This is a genomic window from Microbispora triticiradicis, assembly GCF_005864065.1.
GTDB classification, from domain to species: Bacteria; Actinomycetota; Actinomycetes; order Streptosporangiales; family Streptosporangiaceae; genus Microbispora; species Microbispora triticiradicis.
The window spans coordinates 15,696-32,101 of the sequence record NZ_VANP01000015.1; the positions used below are offsets into that span (position 1 = coordinate 15,696).

Genomic DNA, 16,406 nt, shown 5'->3' on the forward strand with positions numbered 1-16,406 from the left:
TCCTATCCGGCCAGCCGGGCGAGAGGGCCGGCGGCCTTGACGTGCAGGCGCACCGCGGGCTCAGGCAGGTAGCTGAGGGGGATCTCGCTGAGCTCGACGATCTGGACAGACTCGGGGTCGGCCCCGGCGGCGACGGCCCTCGCGGCCGCCTCCTCCTTGGCGTTGTCGATCAATCTAGTCCTGGCGCTCCCGCCCCCCGCAGCGGGGATGATCGTCTCGATCCGCCCGCTGGCGAGCGCGATGGCCGCCCCCACGGCGTTGGCGACCTCCGCGTGCTCCGGCCGGATCACCTCGCGCGCCCCCGGCACCCGCTCGGCCAGCAGGAACGCGCCGCCGCCGACCGCCACGAGCGGCCGGTCGGCCCGGCCCGGACGCGAACGGCCCAGCGCCACTCGGTCCACCGCGTCCGCGACGGCCTCGTCGGCGGCGCGTACGGCCCGCTCCAGCCTGTCGCGCCACTCCCCGGGGACGGGGTGGGTGCCGACCACGCCCCGCCCGGCCGCCACGGCCGCGTCGGTCATGGTCGGCGTGGAGCCGCCGAAGACGAGGGCCTCGGCGCCGATGCGGTAGCCCACCGAACGCGGCTCCGCACCGACGATCGTGCCGCCGCCGAGCGCGATCGACAGGATGTCGGGCATCCGGAAGTTCGTCGCGACGCCGCCGATCTCGACCGCCGCGGCCGACTCCCGGGGGAAGCCGCCCACGAGCACGCCGAGGTCGGTCGAGGTGCCGCCGACGTCGGCGACGATCGCGTCGGCGACGCCCGACAGGTACGCCGCGCCGCGCAGCGAGTTGGCCGGGCCCGAGCCGATGGTGAGCACCGGGTAGCGCGCGGCGTAGCCGACCGCCATCAGCGTGCCGTCGTTCTGCGCGAAGTACGTCTCCACCTCCAGGCCCCTCGCCTCCAGGGCCTCGCGCAGCGCGGCGGTGACGTCGCGCGCCACGCCGTACAGCGCGGCGTTGAGCACGGTCGCGTTCTCGCGCTCCAGCAGGCCGAGCGAGCCGATCTCGTGGCTGAGGCTCACCGGCACGTCGCCGATCTCGCCCCGGATGATCTCGGCGACCCGGTTCTCCTGGTCGGCGCTCGCCGGGCTGAACACGCCGGTGACGGCGACCGCGTCGGCGGGCGTGCCGGCCACGAACCTCCGCACCGCGTCCTCGTCCAGGGGGGCGATCTCGCTTCCGTCGACGAAGTAACCGCCCCGGACGATCGCCGTCCCGGCCGCCACGGTGTCGCGCAGGTCGTCCGGCCACTCGCTGAGCGGCGGCACGGACGTGGTCGCGGGAGCGCCGAGACGCAGCACGGCGACCCGGCCGAGCGCCCGCCGCTCCAGGATCGCGTTGGTCGCGTGGGTGGTGCCGAGCATCACCCGGGTGACCAGGCGCGGGTCGGGCAGCCCGGCGAGGACCGCGTCGAGCGCCGCGCGCAGGCCCTCGGTGACGTCAGGGCTGGTGGGGCGCTTGGCCGTGGCCAGCACCCGGTCGTCGTCGTCCAGCACCACCGCGTCGGTGTTGGTGCCGCCCACGTCGATCCCGACGCGCAGGCTCGCGCTCATGCCACCTCCTCGCCCGACGGCTCGGAGTCGCATGCGCGCACCGCGCCGCGGTCACCGATTCGCTCGCTCATGCGATCTTCTCCACCGGCAGGTAGTCGAGGTCGTAGCCGAAGGCGCGCGGGCCCGCCGTCTCCAGGCCCTTGGGCGTACGCCACAGGGGATCGCAGGGCCAGGCGAGCACGGTGACCCGCTGGCCGTACCGCAGCGCCTCGGTCTGGACCGCCGTCGCCGTCTGGGTGTCGACCACCGTGATCAGGTCGGGCACCATGGCCCGGACCCGGCCGTCCTCCAGGGCGACGAGGTTCTCGTTCTGGATCTCCAGGATCAGCGTCCTGCCCCGGTCGTCGCCGGTGCCCTCGACCGTCGCCGTGCCGCGGGCGAAGCCGCCGGTGGTCCGGCGGTCGAGATCGGCCAGCTTGCCGGTGAGCAGCCGTACGGCGCCCAGCTCGGCGGTGAGGGCGGCGAGCGGGTCGGCGGCGCCCTCGGTCGCCCGGCCCACCGCGATCGCCCGGCTCACCGTTCCCTCGATCACCGCTCCCGCGCACTCGCGGGCGGTCAGCACGTAGTCGGCCATCAGCGCGCTCGACCCCGCCGCCACGCAGACGGCCCGAGCGATCCGCTCCGACCACAGTCCGTCGACCGGCCGGATCGTCACGACGTTGCCGGCGACGTCGGCCATGACCACGAGGTCGGCCGGGATGCCCGCCACGTACATCGAGACCATCTGGACCTCGGGGAACGCCCGGCCCATGGCGTCGGCGTCGAGCAGCGGCAGGCCGAGCCGCGCCGCCCAGGCGACCGGCGCGACCCCGTTGCCACCGCCGATCTCCGAGGACATCACGGCGGCCGGCGGCCGGCCGAAGATCCGCTCGACCTCCTCGGCGATCCGTACCGGTTCGTCCTCGCCGTGGATCATCTCGTGGCTGACCGTCGGCGCGCCGATGCCCGACAACGGCAGCACGAGGGCGTCATCGGGCAGTTCGTCCAGGGACACGAGCGGCACCTCGCCGTGCTCGCGGATCGCGCGCCGGGCGGCGATGGCGCCGGGGCGCACGTCACCGCCGCCGCCGGTGCCGAGCACGGCGCAGCCCCGGGCCAGGGCGGCGACGTCCTCCAAGGTGATGCGGGCCTGCATGCGGGGAGCCTTCACTACCGGGGGGTGCCGCCTCAATGTCACAGTGCGACATCTATCACCAGAATGTTGTCGCCCCACGACAAACCCGGAAAAACGACCGTGCCGGCACATCCGGCCGTGGCATCGGCACAAAGCAAAGACCCGGCCTCCGTTTCCGGAGACCGGGCCTTCGAACTTGGTAGCGGGGACAGGATTTGAACCTGCGACCTCTGGGTTATGAGCCCAGCGAGCTACCGAACTGCTCCACCCCGCGTCGTTGTGTCTCCATGTTACCCACCCCGCGCAGCCAACACCAAATCGTTTCCCCCCGGACGATGCGCGCGGCACCGAGCGCGAAGTTCGCCGGCCGCGCGGATCACCCTGCGGAAGAGACCCAGAACTTGGGCGGATTCGCCAGGGGGTCGATCACATGCAGCCGAGCCTTCGATGTGGGATCGATACTCCGCAGTGCGATCAGCCTCTGCCCGTCCGCCTCCTGTAACAGAGCCAAGGCACCGGGGAGCCCCGCGGCAACCGTAGCGATGGCGATTCCCATCCCTGCCAGCCCCTGGTGCCTATGGGGGTACTCGATCCGGTGCAGACCTGAGGCCGCGATGGCCGCGACCTCCCTTGGCCGCTGCATCTGCCGCCCGTCGTTTGTCACGACCGCGTGGAATCCCTCGGCGGCCGCACGCGGATAGAGGCTCTCGTCGCGGGTTCCGGACCAGCCATGAAGATCGAGCAGATGAACGATCTCGTGGTTCAGGACGAAAGCAGTGAGGGCCTGCTGGAGCGGCTTGGGGACGTTCTCATCCAGCAGCAGCCTCACGTGGTCCTCTGGGCGGGTCGTAACTGTCGACATAGTTGGCGAAGTCCGCAGCCTCCAGCGCGGCCGTAGCCGTGACACTCGGGTAATAGTCGGGAACCCGATCAGCGGGAACACCGTCCCGCAGAAGCGCGGCGACCTCGTCATAGGGCACCCTTGTGCCCTCGATCACTGGAATCCCGCCCCTGACCGCCGGATCCACCGTCATGTGATCACGGGGCCGCAGGAGGTCGGGGATATGACGCCCATCGCGGTAGAACGGCTGCAGGACGTCCACCATCTCGTGGATGACGATGTTCTTCTTCCTGCAGACGAGGTCGACGGCCTGGGCCGGCTCCGCCAGGTAGATGCTGCTGCCATCCGCGACCAGACGGTACGCCGAGAGGTGATCGCGCTCTCCCAGATCGTCGCGGAGCGTGTCCAGCGCCCTTCTGATCTTCTGCAGCGAAGCGTCATTGCGCAACTTGACGCAGGTTCGCAACGCCATCACGTCTCTGAACGAGTACAGGACAGGGCGGACAGCGGAAATTTCAGGAACGAGGAGGGCCCCGCGGGGCGAGCCCGCCTTCCGCCAGTGGGCGAGCTGGCGAAGTGTGGCGCCCGACAGCGCCGCGGCGAGCTTCGGGCTGTAGGACACTCGCCTCACCCCCTCCACCCGGGCCACGCGGAACGGTACCCGGCCATCATTTCAAAGATCTTTCGACTGTTCACGCTCTTCCCGAGGTTCCATCGGCGTGGTGGCCGGTCACGGCACCATCCCGCGTCTCGTGTGGCCACTTCCGGGGTCAGGGGAGAGACAACTCGTACTCGACCTGCTCGATGGGGTTGCCGTCGCCGAAGTCGTGGTCGCGGATCGCGCCCGATTCGGTGAAGCCGCTCTTCCGGTAGAACCGGCGCGCCTGCGGGGTGTCCCGGAGCGTCCAGAGGTGGGCCCGGCCGAAGCCCTGTTCGCCGATCCTGCGCAGGGTCGCGGCCATCAGCGCGTTGGCGACACCGGTTCCCCAGCCGTCCGGATGGGCGTAGCAGCCGAAGATCTCCGCGGCCTCCGGCCGTGCCGGCGAGGAGCCGAAGTAGGTGAAGGCGAGCGGCCGGCCGTCCAGCGCGCCGAGCAGGACGGTGTCCCTCTTCTGGAGAAGCACGTCACGCCATTTGCCACGCCGATGCCTGATCGCCTCCGCGGCGAACTCCGGGGAGAAGAACCCCACGTAGACCGCCTGCCACGACTCCGCGTGGATCTCGCCGACCACGTCCCCGTCCTCGGGCGTGGCTTCGGTGACCGTCAACACTCCACTCACACCACGACGCTAGAGAACCCCGCGTGCTCCTGGCAACGCGAAGGCCCGGTGCCCGTTCCCGGGGCACCGGGCCTTCGGCTTCAGCGGCGCGAAGCCGCGACCGAGGCGATCAGGGCTGCGCGAGCACGCCGCGCAGGAACGCGACGGCCTGGGCGATGGCCGCCCCGGCGGCGTGGGTGTCACGCAGGGCGTTCAGCATGACGAAGTCGTGGATGACGCCGAGATAACGGACCGCGGTGACGGGCACGCCCGCCTCGCGCAGCTTCGCCGCGTAGGCCTCGCCCTCGTCGCGCAGCACGTCCGCCTCCGCCGTGATGACGAGGGCGGGCGGCAGACCGGCGAGCTGCTCGGCGGTGGCCCGCAGCGGAGACGCGGTGATCTCGGCCCGCTGCTCCTCGCTGGTCGTGTACTGGTCCCAGAACCACTGCATCGCGTCCCGCCGGAGGAAGTAGCCCTCGGCGAACTGGTGGTAGGAGCCCGTGTCGAAGCTCGCGTCGGTGACAGGGTAGAACAACACCTGACCGGCCAGTCGCACGTCGCCGCGTTCCTTCGCCGTCAGGGTGAGCGACGCGGTCATGTTGCCGCCGACCGAGTCGCCGGCGACGGCGATGCGGGCCGGGTCGAGCCCGTGCTCGGCGCCGTGCTCGGCCACCCAGCGCAGGGCGGCGTAGTTCTCGTCGGTGGCGACGGGATAGCGCGCCTCGGGCGAGAGGCTGTAGTTGACGAACACCACGGCGGCGCCGACGCCGAGCGCCAGTTCACGGGCGAGACGGTCGTGCGTGTGGTCGTTGCCGAACACCCAGCCCGCGCCGTGGATGTAGAGCACGACCGGAAGGGGTCCGGCCACCCCGGTGGGCCGGAAGACCGTCACCGCGCCCAGGCTCTCCTTCTCGGTCCCGGGCACCTCGATCTCCGGGCTCTGCACCTCGTCCACCGTCTTGCGGCCGTCCACCGGTCCGAGGTCGAACAGGTAGGGCGGGTTCGCGGTGGCCTCCACGAACGCCTGCGCCGCGGGTTCCAGGACGGGACTGCTCAAGGGGATACTCCTCGTTCTCACGATCGACGGCCACAGCAGGAGGACAAGCCGCCCAGGGCGCGCGTCATCCGACTCAGTGTCCAGTACGCCGCATACGCTAACCGACGCACACAAATGTGGATAATCGGGACATATCACCATCGAAGGCGTCCGGGGTGACGATCAACCTCGCGGACTCCGCACAACGCGAAGGCCCGGTGTCCGTTTCCGGGCACCGGGCCTTCGACTTGAGTAGCGGGGACAGGATTTGAACCTGCGACCTCTGGGTTATGAGCCCAGCGAGCTACCGAGCTGCTCCACCCCGCGTCGGCTCTACGAGACTATCCCGCCACGGGCCGGGAGGCAAACCGGAGCCTCGCGCCGCGGTGGGCGCGAGGCTCCGGACCGGTTCAGCCGCTCGGCGCCGGGGTGGGAGCGGCGGCCGAGGGACCGCCGCTCGGGCTCGCGCTCGCACTCGGTGCGGCGCTCCCGCTCGGGGCCGGGGTCGCCGTCGACGACGGCGTTGCCACCTTGAGCTTGGCCAGGTCGTCCAGCGCCTTCTTGAGCGCGTTCTGCGCGTCGCCGTACGCCTTCCAGTCGGGCGGGGTGTCCGACAGCGCCTTCTGCGAGTCCTGGAACGCCCGCTCCGCCCGGTCGAGCGCGGACGCGAGTGCCGAGGAGTTCGCCGGCGGCTGGGCGACCTGGTCCGGCGGCTGGTTGGGCTGCTGGTCGGGCGTCTGCTCCGGCGGCGTGGCCACGGTGCCGCCGAACACCTGCTGCAACGCCTCGCTCAGGTTGTCGCCGAAGCCGACCTTCTCGCCGAACAGCACGAGGACCTTGCGCAGCGTCGGATACTTGCCCGAGCTCTCCGCACGCGGCTGGATGTAGACCGGCTCGACGTAGAGCAGGCCACCGCCGAACGGCAGCGTGAGCAGGTTCCCGTACAGCACGTCGGTCGCGCCGGCGGTGCCGCGCAGCAGGTTGAGCCGCTCCGAGACCGTGGGGTTCGACTCGAACAGGTTCTGCGCCTGCGGCGGACCCTGCACCGGGGTCGTGCTCGGCAACTGGAGGATCTCCAGTCGCGGGTTCGGTGTCGCGGCGGTCGCGTCGACCGCCATGAACGCCGCCATGTTCTGCCGCTGGTTGGGCACGAACGTGGTCGTCAGCGAGAACCGCTCGGTGTCGCTGCCCGGCATCTTCATCGTCACGTAGTACGGCGGCTGCTTGCTCTTCTGGGTCGCCGGGTCCTCGGGGACCTTCCAGAAGTCCTGCGCGCCGAAGAACGCGTTGGCGTCGGTGACGTGGTAGGAGGTCAGGATCTCCCGCTGGGCCTTGAACAGGTCGGCCGGGTAGCGCAGGTGGTTGCGCAGGTCCGGGCTGATCTCCGAGGCCGGCTTGACGACGCCGCCGAAGGCCTTCCGCCAGGTCTGGAGGACGGGGTCCTTCTCGTCCCAGGCGTAGAGCGTGACCGTGCCGTCGTAGGCGTCCACGGTGGCCTTCACCGAGTTGCGGATGTAGTTGATCTCGTCCCTGGGCACCTGCGGCACGCCGAGCCGGCTGCTCTGCACGTCCGTCGTCAGCGACTCCAGGCTCTTGCGCTCGGAGTAGGGATAGGAGTCGGAGGTCGTGTACGCGTCCACGATCCAGACGATGCGCCCGTCCACCACCGACGGGTACGGGTCGCGGTCCAGCGTGAGGAACGGCGCGACCTGCTGGATGCGCTCCACCGGCTCACGGTTGTAGAGGATGCGCGACTCGGAGTTGATATTGGAGTTCAGCAGCAGGTTGGTCTCGCCGTACTTCACGGCGTAGAGGAGGCGGCGGAAGAAGTTGCCGACCGAGACGCCGCCCTTGCCCTCGTAGGTGTTGTTGACCTGGCCCGTGGTGTTCTGCCGGTCGTCGCCCTGCTGCCCCTGCTGGGGGTAGTCGAGCTCGATCGGTTTGGCCGACTTCGGGCCGCCGACGATCGAGTAGTCGGGCGAGTGCTCCCCGAAGTAGACGCGGGGCTCGTAGTCGCCGAGGTCGCCGACCGGCGGGATGTCCTTCTCGCTGAAGACCGGCAGACCGCTGCTGTCCACCTTGTTGCCGGGCGCGGCGGCGAAGCCGAAGCCGTGCGTGTAGACGAGGTGGCTGTTGATCCAGTTGCGCTGGCCCTCCGGCGGGAGGCCGATCTCCCGGACCGCCACGACGGTGTCGCGCAGCTTGCCGTCGACCGTGTATCTGTCGATGTCGAGTTGCTCGGGGAACTGGTAGTAGCCGCGGACCTGCTGCTTCTGCTGGAAGGTCGGCGACAGCAGGCTGGGGTCGAGCAGGCGCATCCCGGGGATGGCCGACGCCTCGGTCTGCAGCACGGAGGCGTCGGTGTCGGTCTTGGCGCTGTACTCCGTGACCTTCGCCGTATCGACGCCGTACGCCTTCCGGGTCGCGTCGATGTTGCGCTGGATGTACGCCTGCTCCTTGCTCTGCTGGTTCGGCCGCACCTGGAACTGCTCGACCAGCGAGGGATAGACGGTGCCGATCAGCACGGCCGACAGGACGAGGAGCCCGAACGCCGCTCCCGGCCACATCCCGCCGGGCCGGATGACGCCGGCGAAGAAGATCAGCGCGCAGATGATGGAGATGGCCGCGAGGATCCCCTTGGCCGGGAGCACGGCGTGCACGTCGGTGTAGGAGGCGCCGAAGACCTTGCCCCGGTCGGAGAAGACCAGGCTGTACCGGTCGAGGAAGTACGCCGCGCCCTTCAACAGGACGAACACGCCGAGCAGCACCGACAGGTGGACCCGGGCGGCCCGGGTGGCGTGCACCCCTCCGGGCGAGGAGATGCGGAAGCCGCCGTACAGGTAGTGCACGGCGGTGGCCGCGATGATCGACAGGATCACGGCGGTGAACAGGAAGTTCAGCAGCATCCGCAGGAACGGATACGTGAACATGAAGAACGAGAGATCGAGCCCGAACTGGGCGTCCTTCTGGCCGAACGGCGTGGCGTTGGCGAAAAGGAGCCAGGTCTTCCACTGCCCGGCCGTGGACGATCCGGTGAACAGGGCGAGGACGCCCATGCCGACCAGGAAGACCAGCCGCCGGTGCGGGTCGAGGGCCACCCGGTAGCGGTCGGCGCCCTGCGGCGCGCCGAACATCCCCGGGCCGAACATCGGGCGGGTGCGGTGCGCGAGCACCATGTTGCCGCCCACGATGGCCAGCATCAGGGCGGCACCCACGACGAACAGCAGCACCTGCGTGAGCAGCATCGTGGAGAACACCGAGGAGAAGTGCACCGAGTCGTACCAGAGGTAGTCGGTGTAGATCCCCGCGAAGACGAGCAGTAATACGACGATCGCCACCACGGCGATCAGTACGGGTATCAGCAGGCGCGGCCGTCGGGGCAAGCGCACCGCCCGTCCGGCTCCGGGGCTCCGGAAGCTCAACGCTCAACCCCTTGTCTCGGATTGTCGGAAACTCAGATGGGTGTCAGATTGTCGCGGCGCAAACGGTCCGTGCTTGGAAACCTACACCGCGGGGAGCGTGCCCGCGGTAACGGATCTGATCGTTATGGTGGCGCCCCGTCGCCACGTGACGAACGCGGGACGGGAGCGGAAGGGCCAGGTCAGCCGCCCACGCGCCCGCCGCACGCTCAGCCCGCGGGGCAGGAGGGCACGTCGCCCGAGTGGTCACGCAGCGCGTCGATGGCCTTGACCGCGCTTTCGAGGGTGTCGGCCCGCACCAGGCGCAGCCCCTCGGGCACGGCCTTGACGGCGTCGGCGCAGTTGTCCGCGGGGGTGAGGAACACCGTGGCGCCCGCCCGCCGCGCGCCGACCATCTTCTGCTCGATCCCGCCGATGGGGCCGACTATCCCGTCGGGCTGGATCGTGCCGGTGCCGGCGATGGACATGCCGCCGGTGAGCGCCCCCGGGGTCAGCTTGTCGTAGATGCCCAGCGAGAACATCAGCCCGGCGCTGGGCCCGCCGATGTCGCCGACGCTGATGTCGACCTTGAAGGGGAACCGGTAGGAGCTCGACCGCATCTGGACGCCCACGATCGTCGTGCCGTCCTTGCCGGCGATGGTGGAGACCGGGATCTGCGTCTCCGACCCCCCACGCTTGACGCTGAACGTCACCTGCTCGCCTGGTTTGTGCCTGCGGACGGCTCCCGCGACGGAGTCCAGCGCGGTCGCCGGGGCGCCGTCCACCGCGGTGATCTCGTCGCCGGGCTTGAGCTTCCCGTCGGCGGGCGTCCCCTTGTTGGTCGAGACGACCGTGACGGTCTTCTCGATGGGGATCTTCAGCGCGTTCAGCGCGGCGGCGGTGGCCCACTGCTGCGAGTCGGTCATCTCCTGGGTGTTCTGCTCCTCCACCTCCTTCGGCGTGGAGGTCTTGGGGAACAGCGTCTCCTCCGGCACCACCGCGACCGTGGGGTCGAGCCAGCCGCGCAGCGCGGTGACCAGGTCGAGGCGGTTGCCCGGCCCGCCCTGGTAGGCGACGGTGACCATGCTCAGCCTGCCCTGCGTCGGGTACGTCTCATGCCCCGAGATCGAGATGACCGGCTTGCCCTTGACGTCCCCGATCGTGTTCTCCGTCGGCCCGGGGCTCAGCACTACGTACGGCACCGGGACCATGGCGCCGATCACCGCGAACGCGAGCGTGAGGAAACCCGCGACCAGCAGGGTCAGAGCGCGTCGGGACATGGACGAACTCTATGCGTTCCGGACCGCTCTATTCGCAGGCACCGACCCATTCGGCGCCGCCGTCGGCGAACACCTGGTGCTTCCAGATGGGCACCTCGCGCTTGAGATCGTCGATCAGCCTTCGGCACGCGTCGAACGCCTCGGCGCGGTGCGGGCAGGCGGCGGCCACGACCACGGCGATCTCGCCGAGCCTCAGGTCGCCCACCCGGTGAACCGCCGCCAGCGCCGTCACCTGATGATCGGCGGCCACCTTCTCCGCGACCCTGCGCAGGTGCTCCTCGGCGGACGGGTGCGCCGAGTACGACAGGAGCGTCACCGGCCTGCCGCCGTCCTGCTCGCGCACCGTCCCGACGAAGACCGCCGTACCTCCGGCCGCGTGGTCCTCGACGGCGCCCAGCACCTCGTCGACGGACAGGGGGGTGTCCCGGATCCCCAGCAATCGGATGACGTCCACCGTCCCGAGGGTAGTACGTGAACCTCACGTGACCGGGGACCGGGACCACCGGCCAGGGATCAGGTACGGCGCTTGCGGCGGGCGGCGCGGACGATCGCGGCGGTGCCGATGACCGCCACGGTCGCGCCGGCGGCGGTGATCGTGGCCTCCTTGCCCGACAGGCGGCGGCCGACGACGGCGTGCCTGCCCTCGACCAGTTCGAGCAGTTCGCGCAGGGCCGCCTCGTTGGACCAGGCCGGTTTCCAGCCCGCCTCCCGCAGCGCCACGCCGTCGACCACCCAGGGATAGACGACGTAGTGCAGGTCGGTGGCCGCGGTCGGGGTGATGCCAAGCCGGTGCAGCCGCTGCGCGGTGCCGAACGTCACCCCTGCCGGGAGCTCGAACCTCTTGAGGCCCGAGATCTCCTCCACCTGGTCCATCTCCAGCCAGCCCTCCGAGCCGACCGCCACCACCCCGGAGACCCGGCCGAGCGCGGCGGCCTCCAGCGCCGACACCAGGTCGTCGACGTGGCAGAACTGCCAGCGGGGCAGGCAGCCCTTCACCACCAGCAGCCGGGGCGCCTCGAAGTGGCGGGTGATGACGGTGTCGACGCCCGGCCCCACCAGGGCGGCGGGCCGCAGCACGGTCACCTCCAGGCCGGGATGCGCCCGCAGCGACCGCCGTACCAGTGCCTCGATCTCCAGGTGGTCGCCCACCAGGCCGGTGTCGGGCTCCGCCGCGACCGGGGCGTCCTCCTGTAGCGGGACCGGGTTGTCGGCGGCGGCGCCGTACACCATCGCGCTCGTCACCAGCACGACCCGGCGCACCCGCGCCGCCGCGCAGGCCGTCAGCACGGTCTGGGCCGCCCGGATGTTGTAGCGCCGGCGCTCGGCGGCGTCGGTGTCGAGCGACTCGTCCGCGCCGAGATGCACCAGGACGTCCACGTCGGAGATCCGGTTCGCCAAGAGCGGATCACGAATGTCGAGGACTCGCCAGGTGACGTCCTGGACGTCTCCGCGCTGCTCGTCGATGGCCACCACGCGGCGGAAATCCGCAGACGAGGCCACTTTCGCGAGGAACGCACGGCCGAGACCGGAGGCGGCGCCCGTGACCGCGACGACGGGGGGACGCAGGCGTTTCGAGGTAGGCACGAGGTCCTCACTTTGCACTGATCCGCCCCACGGCGGCTAACGTGGCGGATGTGGACTCCTCCATCCTGCACGAGGTGGCGCGGTGACTGACCTGCCAGGTCGCGAAAACGACCCCAACGACAATCCGTTCGCCATGTTCGGCAGCCCGGAGCAGATGGCCGCGGCCATGCGGCAGTTCGCCGACATGCTGTCGGCCTCGCCGGAGGCCGGGCCCGTCAACTGGGACATGGCGAAGAACATCGCACGGCACGCCGTGGTCGCCGAGGGTGATCCGAGCGTCATGGAGGGCGAGCGGCGGCAGATCGCCGAGGCCCTCAACCTGGCCGACCTTTGGCTGAACGAGGTGACCCCGCTGCCCGGCGGTGTGACGGCGCCCCAGGCCTGGAGCCGGTCGGAGTGGATCGAGAAGACGATCCCAGTGTGGAAGCAGCTCTGCGATCCCGTCGCCGCCCAGATGGTGGAGACGATGGGCGGCACGCTCGGCGCCGCCGGTCTGCCGCCGGAGGCGCAGGCCGTGGCCGGGCCGCTGATGGGCATGCTGAAGCAGATGGGCAGCATGATGGTCGGCCAGCAGATCGGCCAGGCCCTCGGCTCGCTCGCCCGGGAGGTCGTCGGCTCCTCCGACATCGGCCTGCCGCTGTCCGACGCCGCCGCCCTGCTGCCGGGCGGCGTGGCCGCCTTCAGCAAGGGCCTGGAGACGCCCTCGGACGAGATCCGGCTCTACCTGGCGCTGCGCGAGGCCGCGCACCACCGGCTGTTCCAGCACGTGCCGTGGCTGCGGGCGCACCTGCTCGGCACAGTCGAGGAGTACGCCCGGGGCATCACGGTCGACGTGTCCGCGCTGGAGGAGAAGCTCCAGGGGCTGGACATCAGCAACCCGGAGCGGATCCAGGAGGTCCTGGGCGGCGGCGAGTTGCTCAAGCCCGAGGAGACCGAGCGGCAGAAGGCCGCCCTCACCCGCCTGGAGACCGCGCTGGCGCTAGTCGAGGGCTGGGTGGCCACGGTGGTGGACGCCGCCGCCGAGGGCAAGCTCCCGTCCGCCGCGGCGCTGGCCGAGACCGTACGGCGCCGCCGCGCCACGGGCGGACCGGCCGAGCGGACCTTCGCGACGCTGGTGGGACTGGAACTGCGGCCGAGGCGGCTCCGTGAGGCGGCCGCCCTGTGGAGGGCGCTCGGCGACGAGCGCGGCGTCGACGGCCGGGACGCCGTCTGGGGCCACCCCGACCTGATGCCCACGGCCGACGACCTCGACAACCCCGAGCCGTTCGTGAAGGGCGGCGCCGCCTTCGACCTGTCCGCCCTGGAAGAGCCCGGGGAGTCGGGTGAGCCCGGCGGGTCCGGTGAGTCCGGTGAGTCCGGTGAGTCCGGTCCCGGCCCGGAGCGCGACCGATAGAGGGACCGGCGGCGGCCGGTAGGCTGCGCCGGTGAGCCTGAACCGTGACGCGTGGGCCGTGCTGACCGGGTGGACGGCCCCCACCCCGGAAGAGGAACGGCTCCGCGCGGACTTCCTCGCGCACCTGGACGCCCACGAGGACGCGATGTGGCGCGAGTGCGTGCCGGCGCACCTGACGGCGACGACGGCCGTCCTCTCGCACGACGGCGCTCGGGTGCTGCTGACCCTGCACGCCAAGGCCGGAATGTGGCTGCCGATGGGCGGGCACTGCGAGGCGTCCGACGCCACGCTCGGGGAGGCCGCCCTGCGCGAGGCCACCGAGGAGTCGGGCATCCCCGGGCTGGTGCTGCTGGACGGCCCGCTCGCCGTCGACCGGCACAAGGTGTGGTGCCACCCACCGCACAGCTGGCACCTAGACGTCGAGTACGGCGCGGTCGCGCCGCCGGGGGCCGAGGCGGTGATCAGCGACGAGTCGCTCGACCTGCGCTGGTTCCCGGTGGACGAGATCCCGGAGCTGAGCGACGAGGCCACCCGGCGGCTGGTCCGCCGCTCCCTGGCCCTGCTGCGCGCCTGAGCACCGTTCCGCACCATACACGCACGTCAGCGTTACGCCCGCTTTCGACGGCGTTCATTAGGGTCGGGTTCATGACCAAGGTGGACGTGGGCGGTGAGATCGTCGTTCCGCCCCGCCGGATGCTGCGGGTCTCCCCTCCGCTGGCGTGGCTCACGGTGACGCCGTTCACCCTGTGGGCGGTGGCCCGGCTGGCCGGTCTCGACGCCGCCGGTGCGGGAGTCGCGCTCATGACCGGCACGCCGTACGTCGCCGCCGCGTCGACGGTGGCGGTCCTGGCCGCGCTGGCCGGCCGCCGCCGGGCCGTGATCGTCACCGCGATCGCGACGACGGCCGCGCTGGCCGCCGTGGTCCTGCCCCGGGCGATCGGAACGGCGCCGACGGCCACCTCCGCCACCGGACCGGTGCTGCGGATTCTCACCGCCAACCTCTTCTACGGGGTCGGCGACGCCGAGGCCGTGGTCGGCCTGGTCCGCAGGCTCAAGCCGGACGTGCTCAGCACGCAGGAGCTCACGCCCGCGGCCGTCGAGGCGCTCGACGACGCGGGCCTGGGGAGGCTGCTGCCGTACCGGCATCTGGAGGATGCTCCCGGGGCGTCCGGCAGCGGCGTCTACTCGCGGCACCCGCTGACCAGGCTGCCGGACTTCGCGCCCGAGGGCAGCCACAACATGCCGCGGGCCCGGATCGCCCTGCCGTCCGGGCCGCCCGTCGAGATCGTCGACGTGCACACCCTCTCGCCGGTCGTCCGCGACGTGGCCCTGTGGGCCGCCGACCTGGCGGCGCTGCCGTCCGCCTCCCCCGGCGTCGTACGCGTGCTGGCCGGCGACTTCAACGCGAGCCTCGACCACGCGGCGCTGCGCGCGGTCCTCGCGCGCGGGTACGTGGACGCGGCCGGCGCGACCGGGAACGGCCTGGCGGCCACCTGGCCCGCGAACAGGCGGTTCCCGCCGCTGATCACGATCGACCACGTGCTGTACGACCGGAGGGCGGTGGCCGTGGACACCGGCGTCCACGCCGTCCCGGGGAGCGACCACCGCGCGTTCTTCGCCGAGATCCGCCTGCCCGGACGCCTGTGACGGCACCGGCCTCCCGCCGGGCCCGGACTACCGGTCCCCGGCCGGCCGGCGGTCACATGAGCAGAGCGCGGGTGTTGTCCCAGCCTTCGAGGCCGGGGTCGAGGCGGGCCACGTCCTCCGGCTTCCGCAGGCGGTGCCAGCCGGGACCGGTGGCGACCATGCGCGGCCCCGGCGCCCGGCGGCGCATCGCGGCGACGACGTCCGGCTCGTCGAGATCGGGCGCGGCCCAGCCGGGGACCGGCAGGCGGGCCGCGACGGCCACGGCTCCGCCGCCCTCGGCCGGGCAGACGGCGAGGTCCGCCCGGCCCAGCTCGCGGAACAGCTTGCCGATCAGCAGCGGCGGGAGGTCGGGGGCGTCACCGCTGACGACGACCGCCTCGTCCGCTGTCTCCGCCCCGGCCTCGTACAGCGCGGCCAGCGCCGCGAAGGCGCCGGTCGGCGAGCCGATCGTCAGGACCGGCGTGCCCGGCCAGGCGATCTCGGCGAGCCCCGGCACTCCGGCCGACAGGATCACCGGCCGCACGAGTTCGAGCCCGGCGATCATCTCGTAGGTGTCCTCGGCCATCGCCGTCAGGAACTCGGCCGGGTCCACGCCGGGCGGAGCCGCGCCGGCCATGCCGGGGGTGACCAGCACCGCGGCCACGCGGGTCAACATTCCTCCGTCGAACCGTTGGCCGCCATCGAGAAACCCTCGAGGAACCCCCTGGCACGTTCCGCGCGAGGGTAGCGCTCGACCAGCGCCCAGAAGCGCGGGCCGTGACTCGGCACGAGCAGATGGACGAGCTCGTGCATGATGACGTAGTCGACGACCCAGGCCGGCATGCCCCGCAGCCGCACCGAGAGCCTGATCGTGCCGTGGTCGGGCGTGCACGAACCCCACCGGTGGAGCTGGTTCTCCACCCACCGCACACTCGCCGGGACGGCCTTGCCGTCCAGGTAGCGCGCGGACAACTCGCTCGCCCGTTCCAGGAGGTCGTCGTCGCTCGGACGTCTTCGCTGCTCCTTGGCCGCAAGCCGGTCGAGCATGCGGCGTACCCACTGCTCCTCGTCGGTCGTGCTCAGACCGGCCGGAAGCAGCACGATGGTCTTGTCGCCATCGCGGTACGCGGAAACGGTTCGCCGCCGTCGTGCGCTCCGACGAACCTCGACTGTCTCGGGGGGCACATATGAAAGGTAGCCGACAGACGCCGATTTCCACAGGGGGTGGTACACGTTCTCCCTGGTCAATCGGGCGAACGTTACCTTGCGGGCGTGGAAGTTACGGGGTTGCGGATGTTCACCAACCACGATCACCCCGG

Annotated in this window: 15 protein-coding genes and 2 tRNA genes; 3 read left to right on the forward strand and 14 right to left on the reverse strand. The window is 71.2% G+C overall.

The window, feature by feature from the left end; translation table 11 throughout:
* Positions 1-2: 2 nt before the first annotated feature.
* The 12 genes from FED44_RS29130 to FED44_RS29185 all read right to left on the reverse strand — a co-directional run bounded on the left by FED44_RS29130 (position 3) and on the right by FED44_RS29185 (position 12,068).
* Positions 3-1,556 (reverse strand): hydantoinase/oxoprolinase N-terminal domain-containing protein, encoded by a 1,554-nt coding sequence (locus FED44_RS29130; RefSeq protein WP_138462721.1) that lies wholly within the window; start codon positions 1,554-1,556, stop codon positions 3-5.
* Positions 1,557-1,623: 67 nt separating this feature from the next.
* Positions 1,624-2,691, reverse strand: coding sequence for a DUF917 domain-containing protein (locus tag FED44_RS29135; RefSeq protein ID WP_167521627.1), 1,068 nt, complete (start codon positions 2,689-2,691; stop codon positions 1,624-1,626).
* 176 nt (positions 2,692-2,867) lie between these two features.
* Positions 2,868-2,944 (reverse strand) — tRNA-Met (locus FED44_RS29140).
* 102 nt (positions 2,945-3,046) lie between these two features.
* Positions 3,047-3,499: a PIN-like domain-containing protein gene (locus FED44_RS29145; protein WP_138462723.1), complete on the reverse strand. Its 453-nt coding sequence runs from the start codon at positions 3,497-3,499 to the stop codon at positions 3,047-3,049.
* A complete protein-coding gene (locus tag FED44_RS29150; protein WP_138462724.1) occupies positions 3,480-4,133 on the reverse strand; it encodes a DUF433 domain-containing protein in 654 nt (217 codons plus the stop codon). Before FED44_RS29150 ends, FED44_RS29145 begins: the two co-directional genes overlap by 20 nt.
* 148 nt (positions 4,134-4,281) lie before the next feature.
* Entirely contained in the window at positions 4,282-4,791 is a 510-nt protein-coding gene (locus tag FED44_RS29155; RefSeq protein ID WP_244302361.1) for a GNAT family N-acetyltransferase, read from the reverse strand.
* A gap of 109 nt (positions 4,792-4,900) precedes the next feature.
* Positions 4,901-5,833, reverse strand: a complete 933-nt coding sequence (locus tag FED44_RS29160; protein ID WP_244302381.1) for an alpha/beta hydrolase — start codon at positions 5,831-5,833, stop codon at positions 4,901-4,903.
* Positions 5,834-6,059: 226 nt separating this feature from the next.
* A tRNA-Met gene (locus tag FED44_RS29165) sits at positions 6,060-6,133 on the reverse strand.
* An 83-nt stretch (positions 6,134-6,216) separates the two neighbouring features.
* Complete coding sequence (locus FED44_RS29170; protein WP_244302362.1) at positions 6,217-9,195, reverse strand: UPF0182 family membrane protein; 2,979 nt, start codon at positions 9,193-9,195, stop codon at positions 6,217-6,219.
* Positions 9,196-9,434: 239 nt separating this feature from the next.
* The gene (locus FED44_RS29175; RefSeq protein ID WP_111697881.1) at positions 9,435-10,484 is read right to left on the reverse strand and encodes a YlbL family protein; all 1,050 of its coding nucleotides are present in this window, start codon (positions 10,482-10,484) and stop codon (positions 9,435-9,437) included.
* A gap of 28 nt (positions 10,485-10,512) precedes the next feature.
* Positions 10,513-10,938, reverse strand: a complete 426-nt coding sequence (locus FED44_RS29180; protein WP_138462725.1) for a molybdenum cofactor biosynthesis protein MoaE — start codon at positions 10,936-10,938, stop codon at positions 10,513-10,515.
* A gap of 59 nt (positions 10,939-10,997) precedes the next feature.
* Entirely contained in the window at positions 10,998-12,068 is a 1,071-nt protein-coding gene (locus tag FED44_RS29185) for an NAD-dependent epimerase/dehydratase family protein (protein ID WP_244302363.1), read from the reverse strand.
* 82 nt (positions 12,069-12,150) lie between these two features.
* Between FED44_RS29185 and FED44_RS29190 the strand changes: the two genes are divergently transcribed.
* The 3 genes from FED44_RS29190 (at position 12,151) to FED44_RS29200 (ending at position 15,108) form a co-directional block, all read left to right on the forward strand.
* Positions 12,151-13,461 carry a zinc-dependent metalloprotease gene (locus FED44_RS29190; RefSeq protein ID WP_396698539.1) on the forward strand — a complete coding sequence of 437 codons (1,311 nt, stop codon included), beginning with the start codon at positions 12,151-12,153 and terminating at the stop codon, positions 13,459-13,461.
* Positions 13,462-13,492: 31 nt separating this feature from the next.
* A complete protein-coding gene (locus FED44_RS29195; protein WP_111697884.1) occupies positions 13,493-14,035 on the forward strand; it encodes an NUDIX hydrolase in 543 nt (180 codons plus the stop codon).
* 71 nt (positions 14,036-14,106) lie between these two features.
* Positions 14,107-15,108 carry an endonuclease/exonuclease/phosphatase family protein gene (locus FED44_RS29200; RefSeq protein ID WP_111697885.1) on the forward strand — a complete coding sequence of 334 codons (1,002 nt, stop codon included), beginning with the start codon at positions 14,107-14,109 and terminating at the stop codon, positions 15,106-15,108.
* A gap of 52 nt (positions 15,109-15,160) precedes the next feature.
* Here FED44_RS29200 and FED44_RS29205 read toward each other — a convergent pair whose 3' ends face one another.
* Both FED44_RS29205 and FED44_RS29210 read right to left on the reverse strand, forming a co-directional pair.
* Positions 15,161-15,763 (reverse strand): NTP transferase domain-containing protein, encoded by a 603-nt coding sequence (locus FED44_RS29205; RefSeq protein WP_111697886.1) that lies wholly within the window; start codon positions 15,761-15,763, stop codon positions 15,161-15,163.
* On the reverse strand, positions 15,757-16,272 hold the full coding sequence (locus FED44_RS29210) for a M48 metallopeptidase family protein (RefSeq protein ID WP_111697887.1): 516 nt from the start codon (positions 16,270-16,272) through the stop codon (positions 15,757-15,759). The genes FED44_RS29205 and FED44_RS29210 overlap by 7 nt, the downstream gene beginning before the upstream one ends.
* Positions 16,273-16,406: the final 134 nt, after the last annotated feature.

Excerpts from the sequence above, each read along its gene's own strand:
- FED44_RS29130 (WP_138462721.1), bottom strand. The coding sequence starts at position 1,556 with ATGAGCGCGAGCCTGCGCGTCGGGATCGACGTGGGCGGCACCAACACC.
- FED44_RS29135 (WP_167521627.1), bottom strand. The coding sequence starts at position 2,691 with ATGCAGGCCCGCATCACCTTGGAGGACGTCGCCGCCCTGGCCCGGGGC.
- FED44_RS29175 (WP_111697881.1), bottom strand. The coding sequence starts at position 10,484 with ATGTCCCGACGCGCTCTGACCCTGCTGGTCGCGGGTTTCCTCACGCTC.
- FED44_RS29200 (WP_111697885.1), top strand. The coding sequence starts at position 14,107 with ATGACCAAGGTGGACGTGGGCGGTGAGATCGTCGTTCCGCCCCGCCGG.
- FED44_RS29205 (WP_111697886.1), bottom strand. The coding sequence starts at position 15,763 with ATGTTGACCCGCGTGGCCGCGGTGCTGGTCACCCCCGGCATGGCCGGC.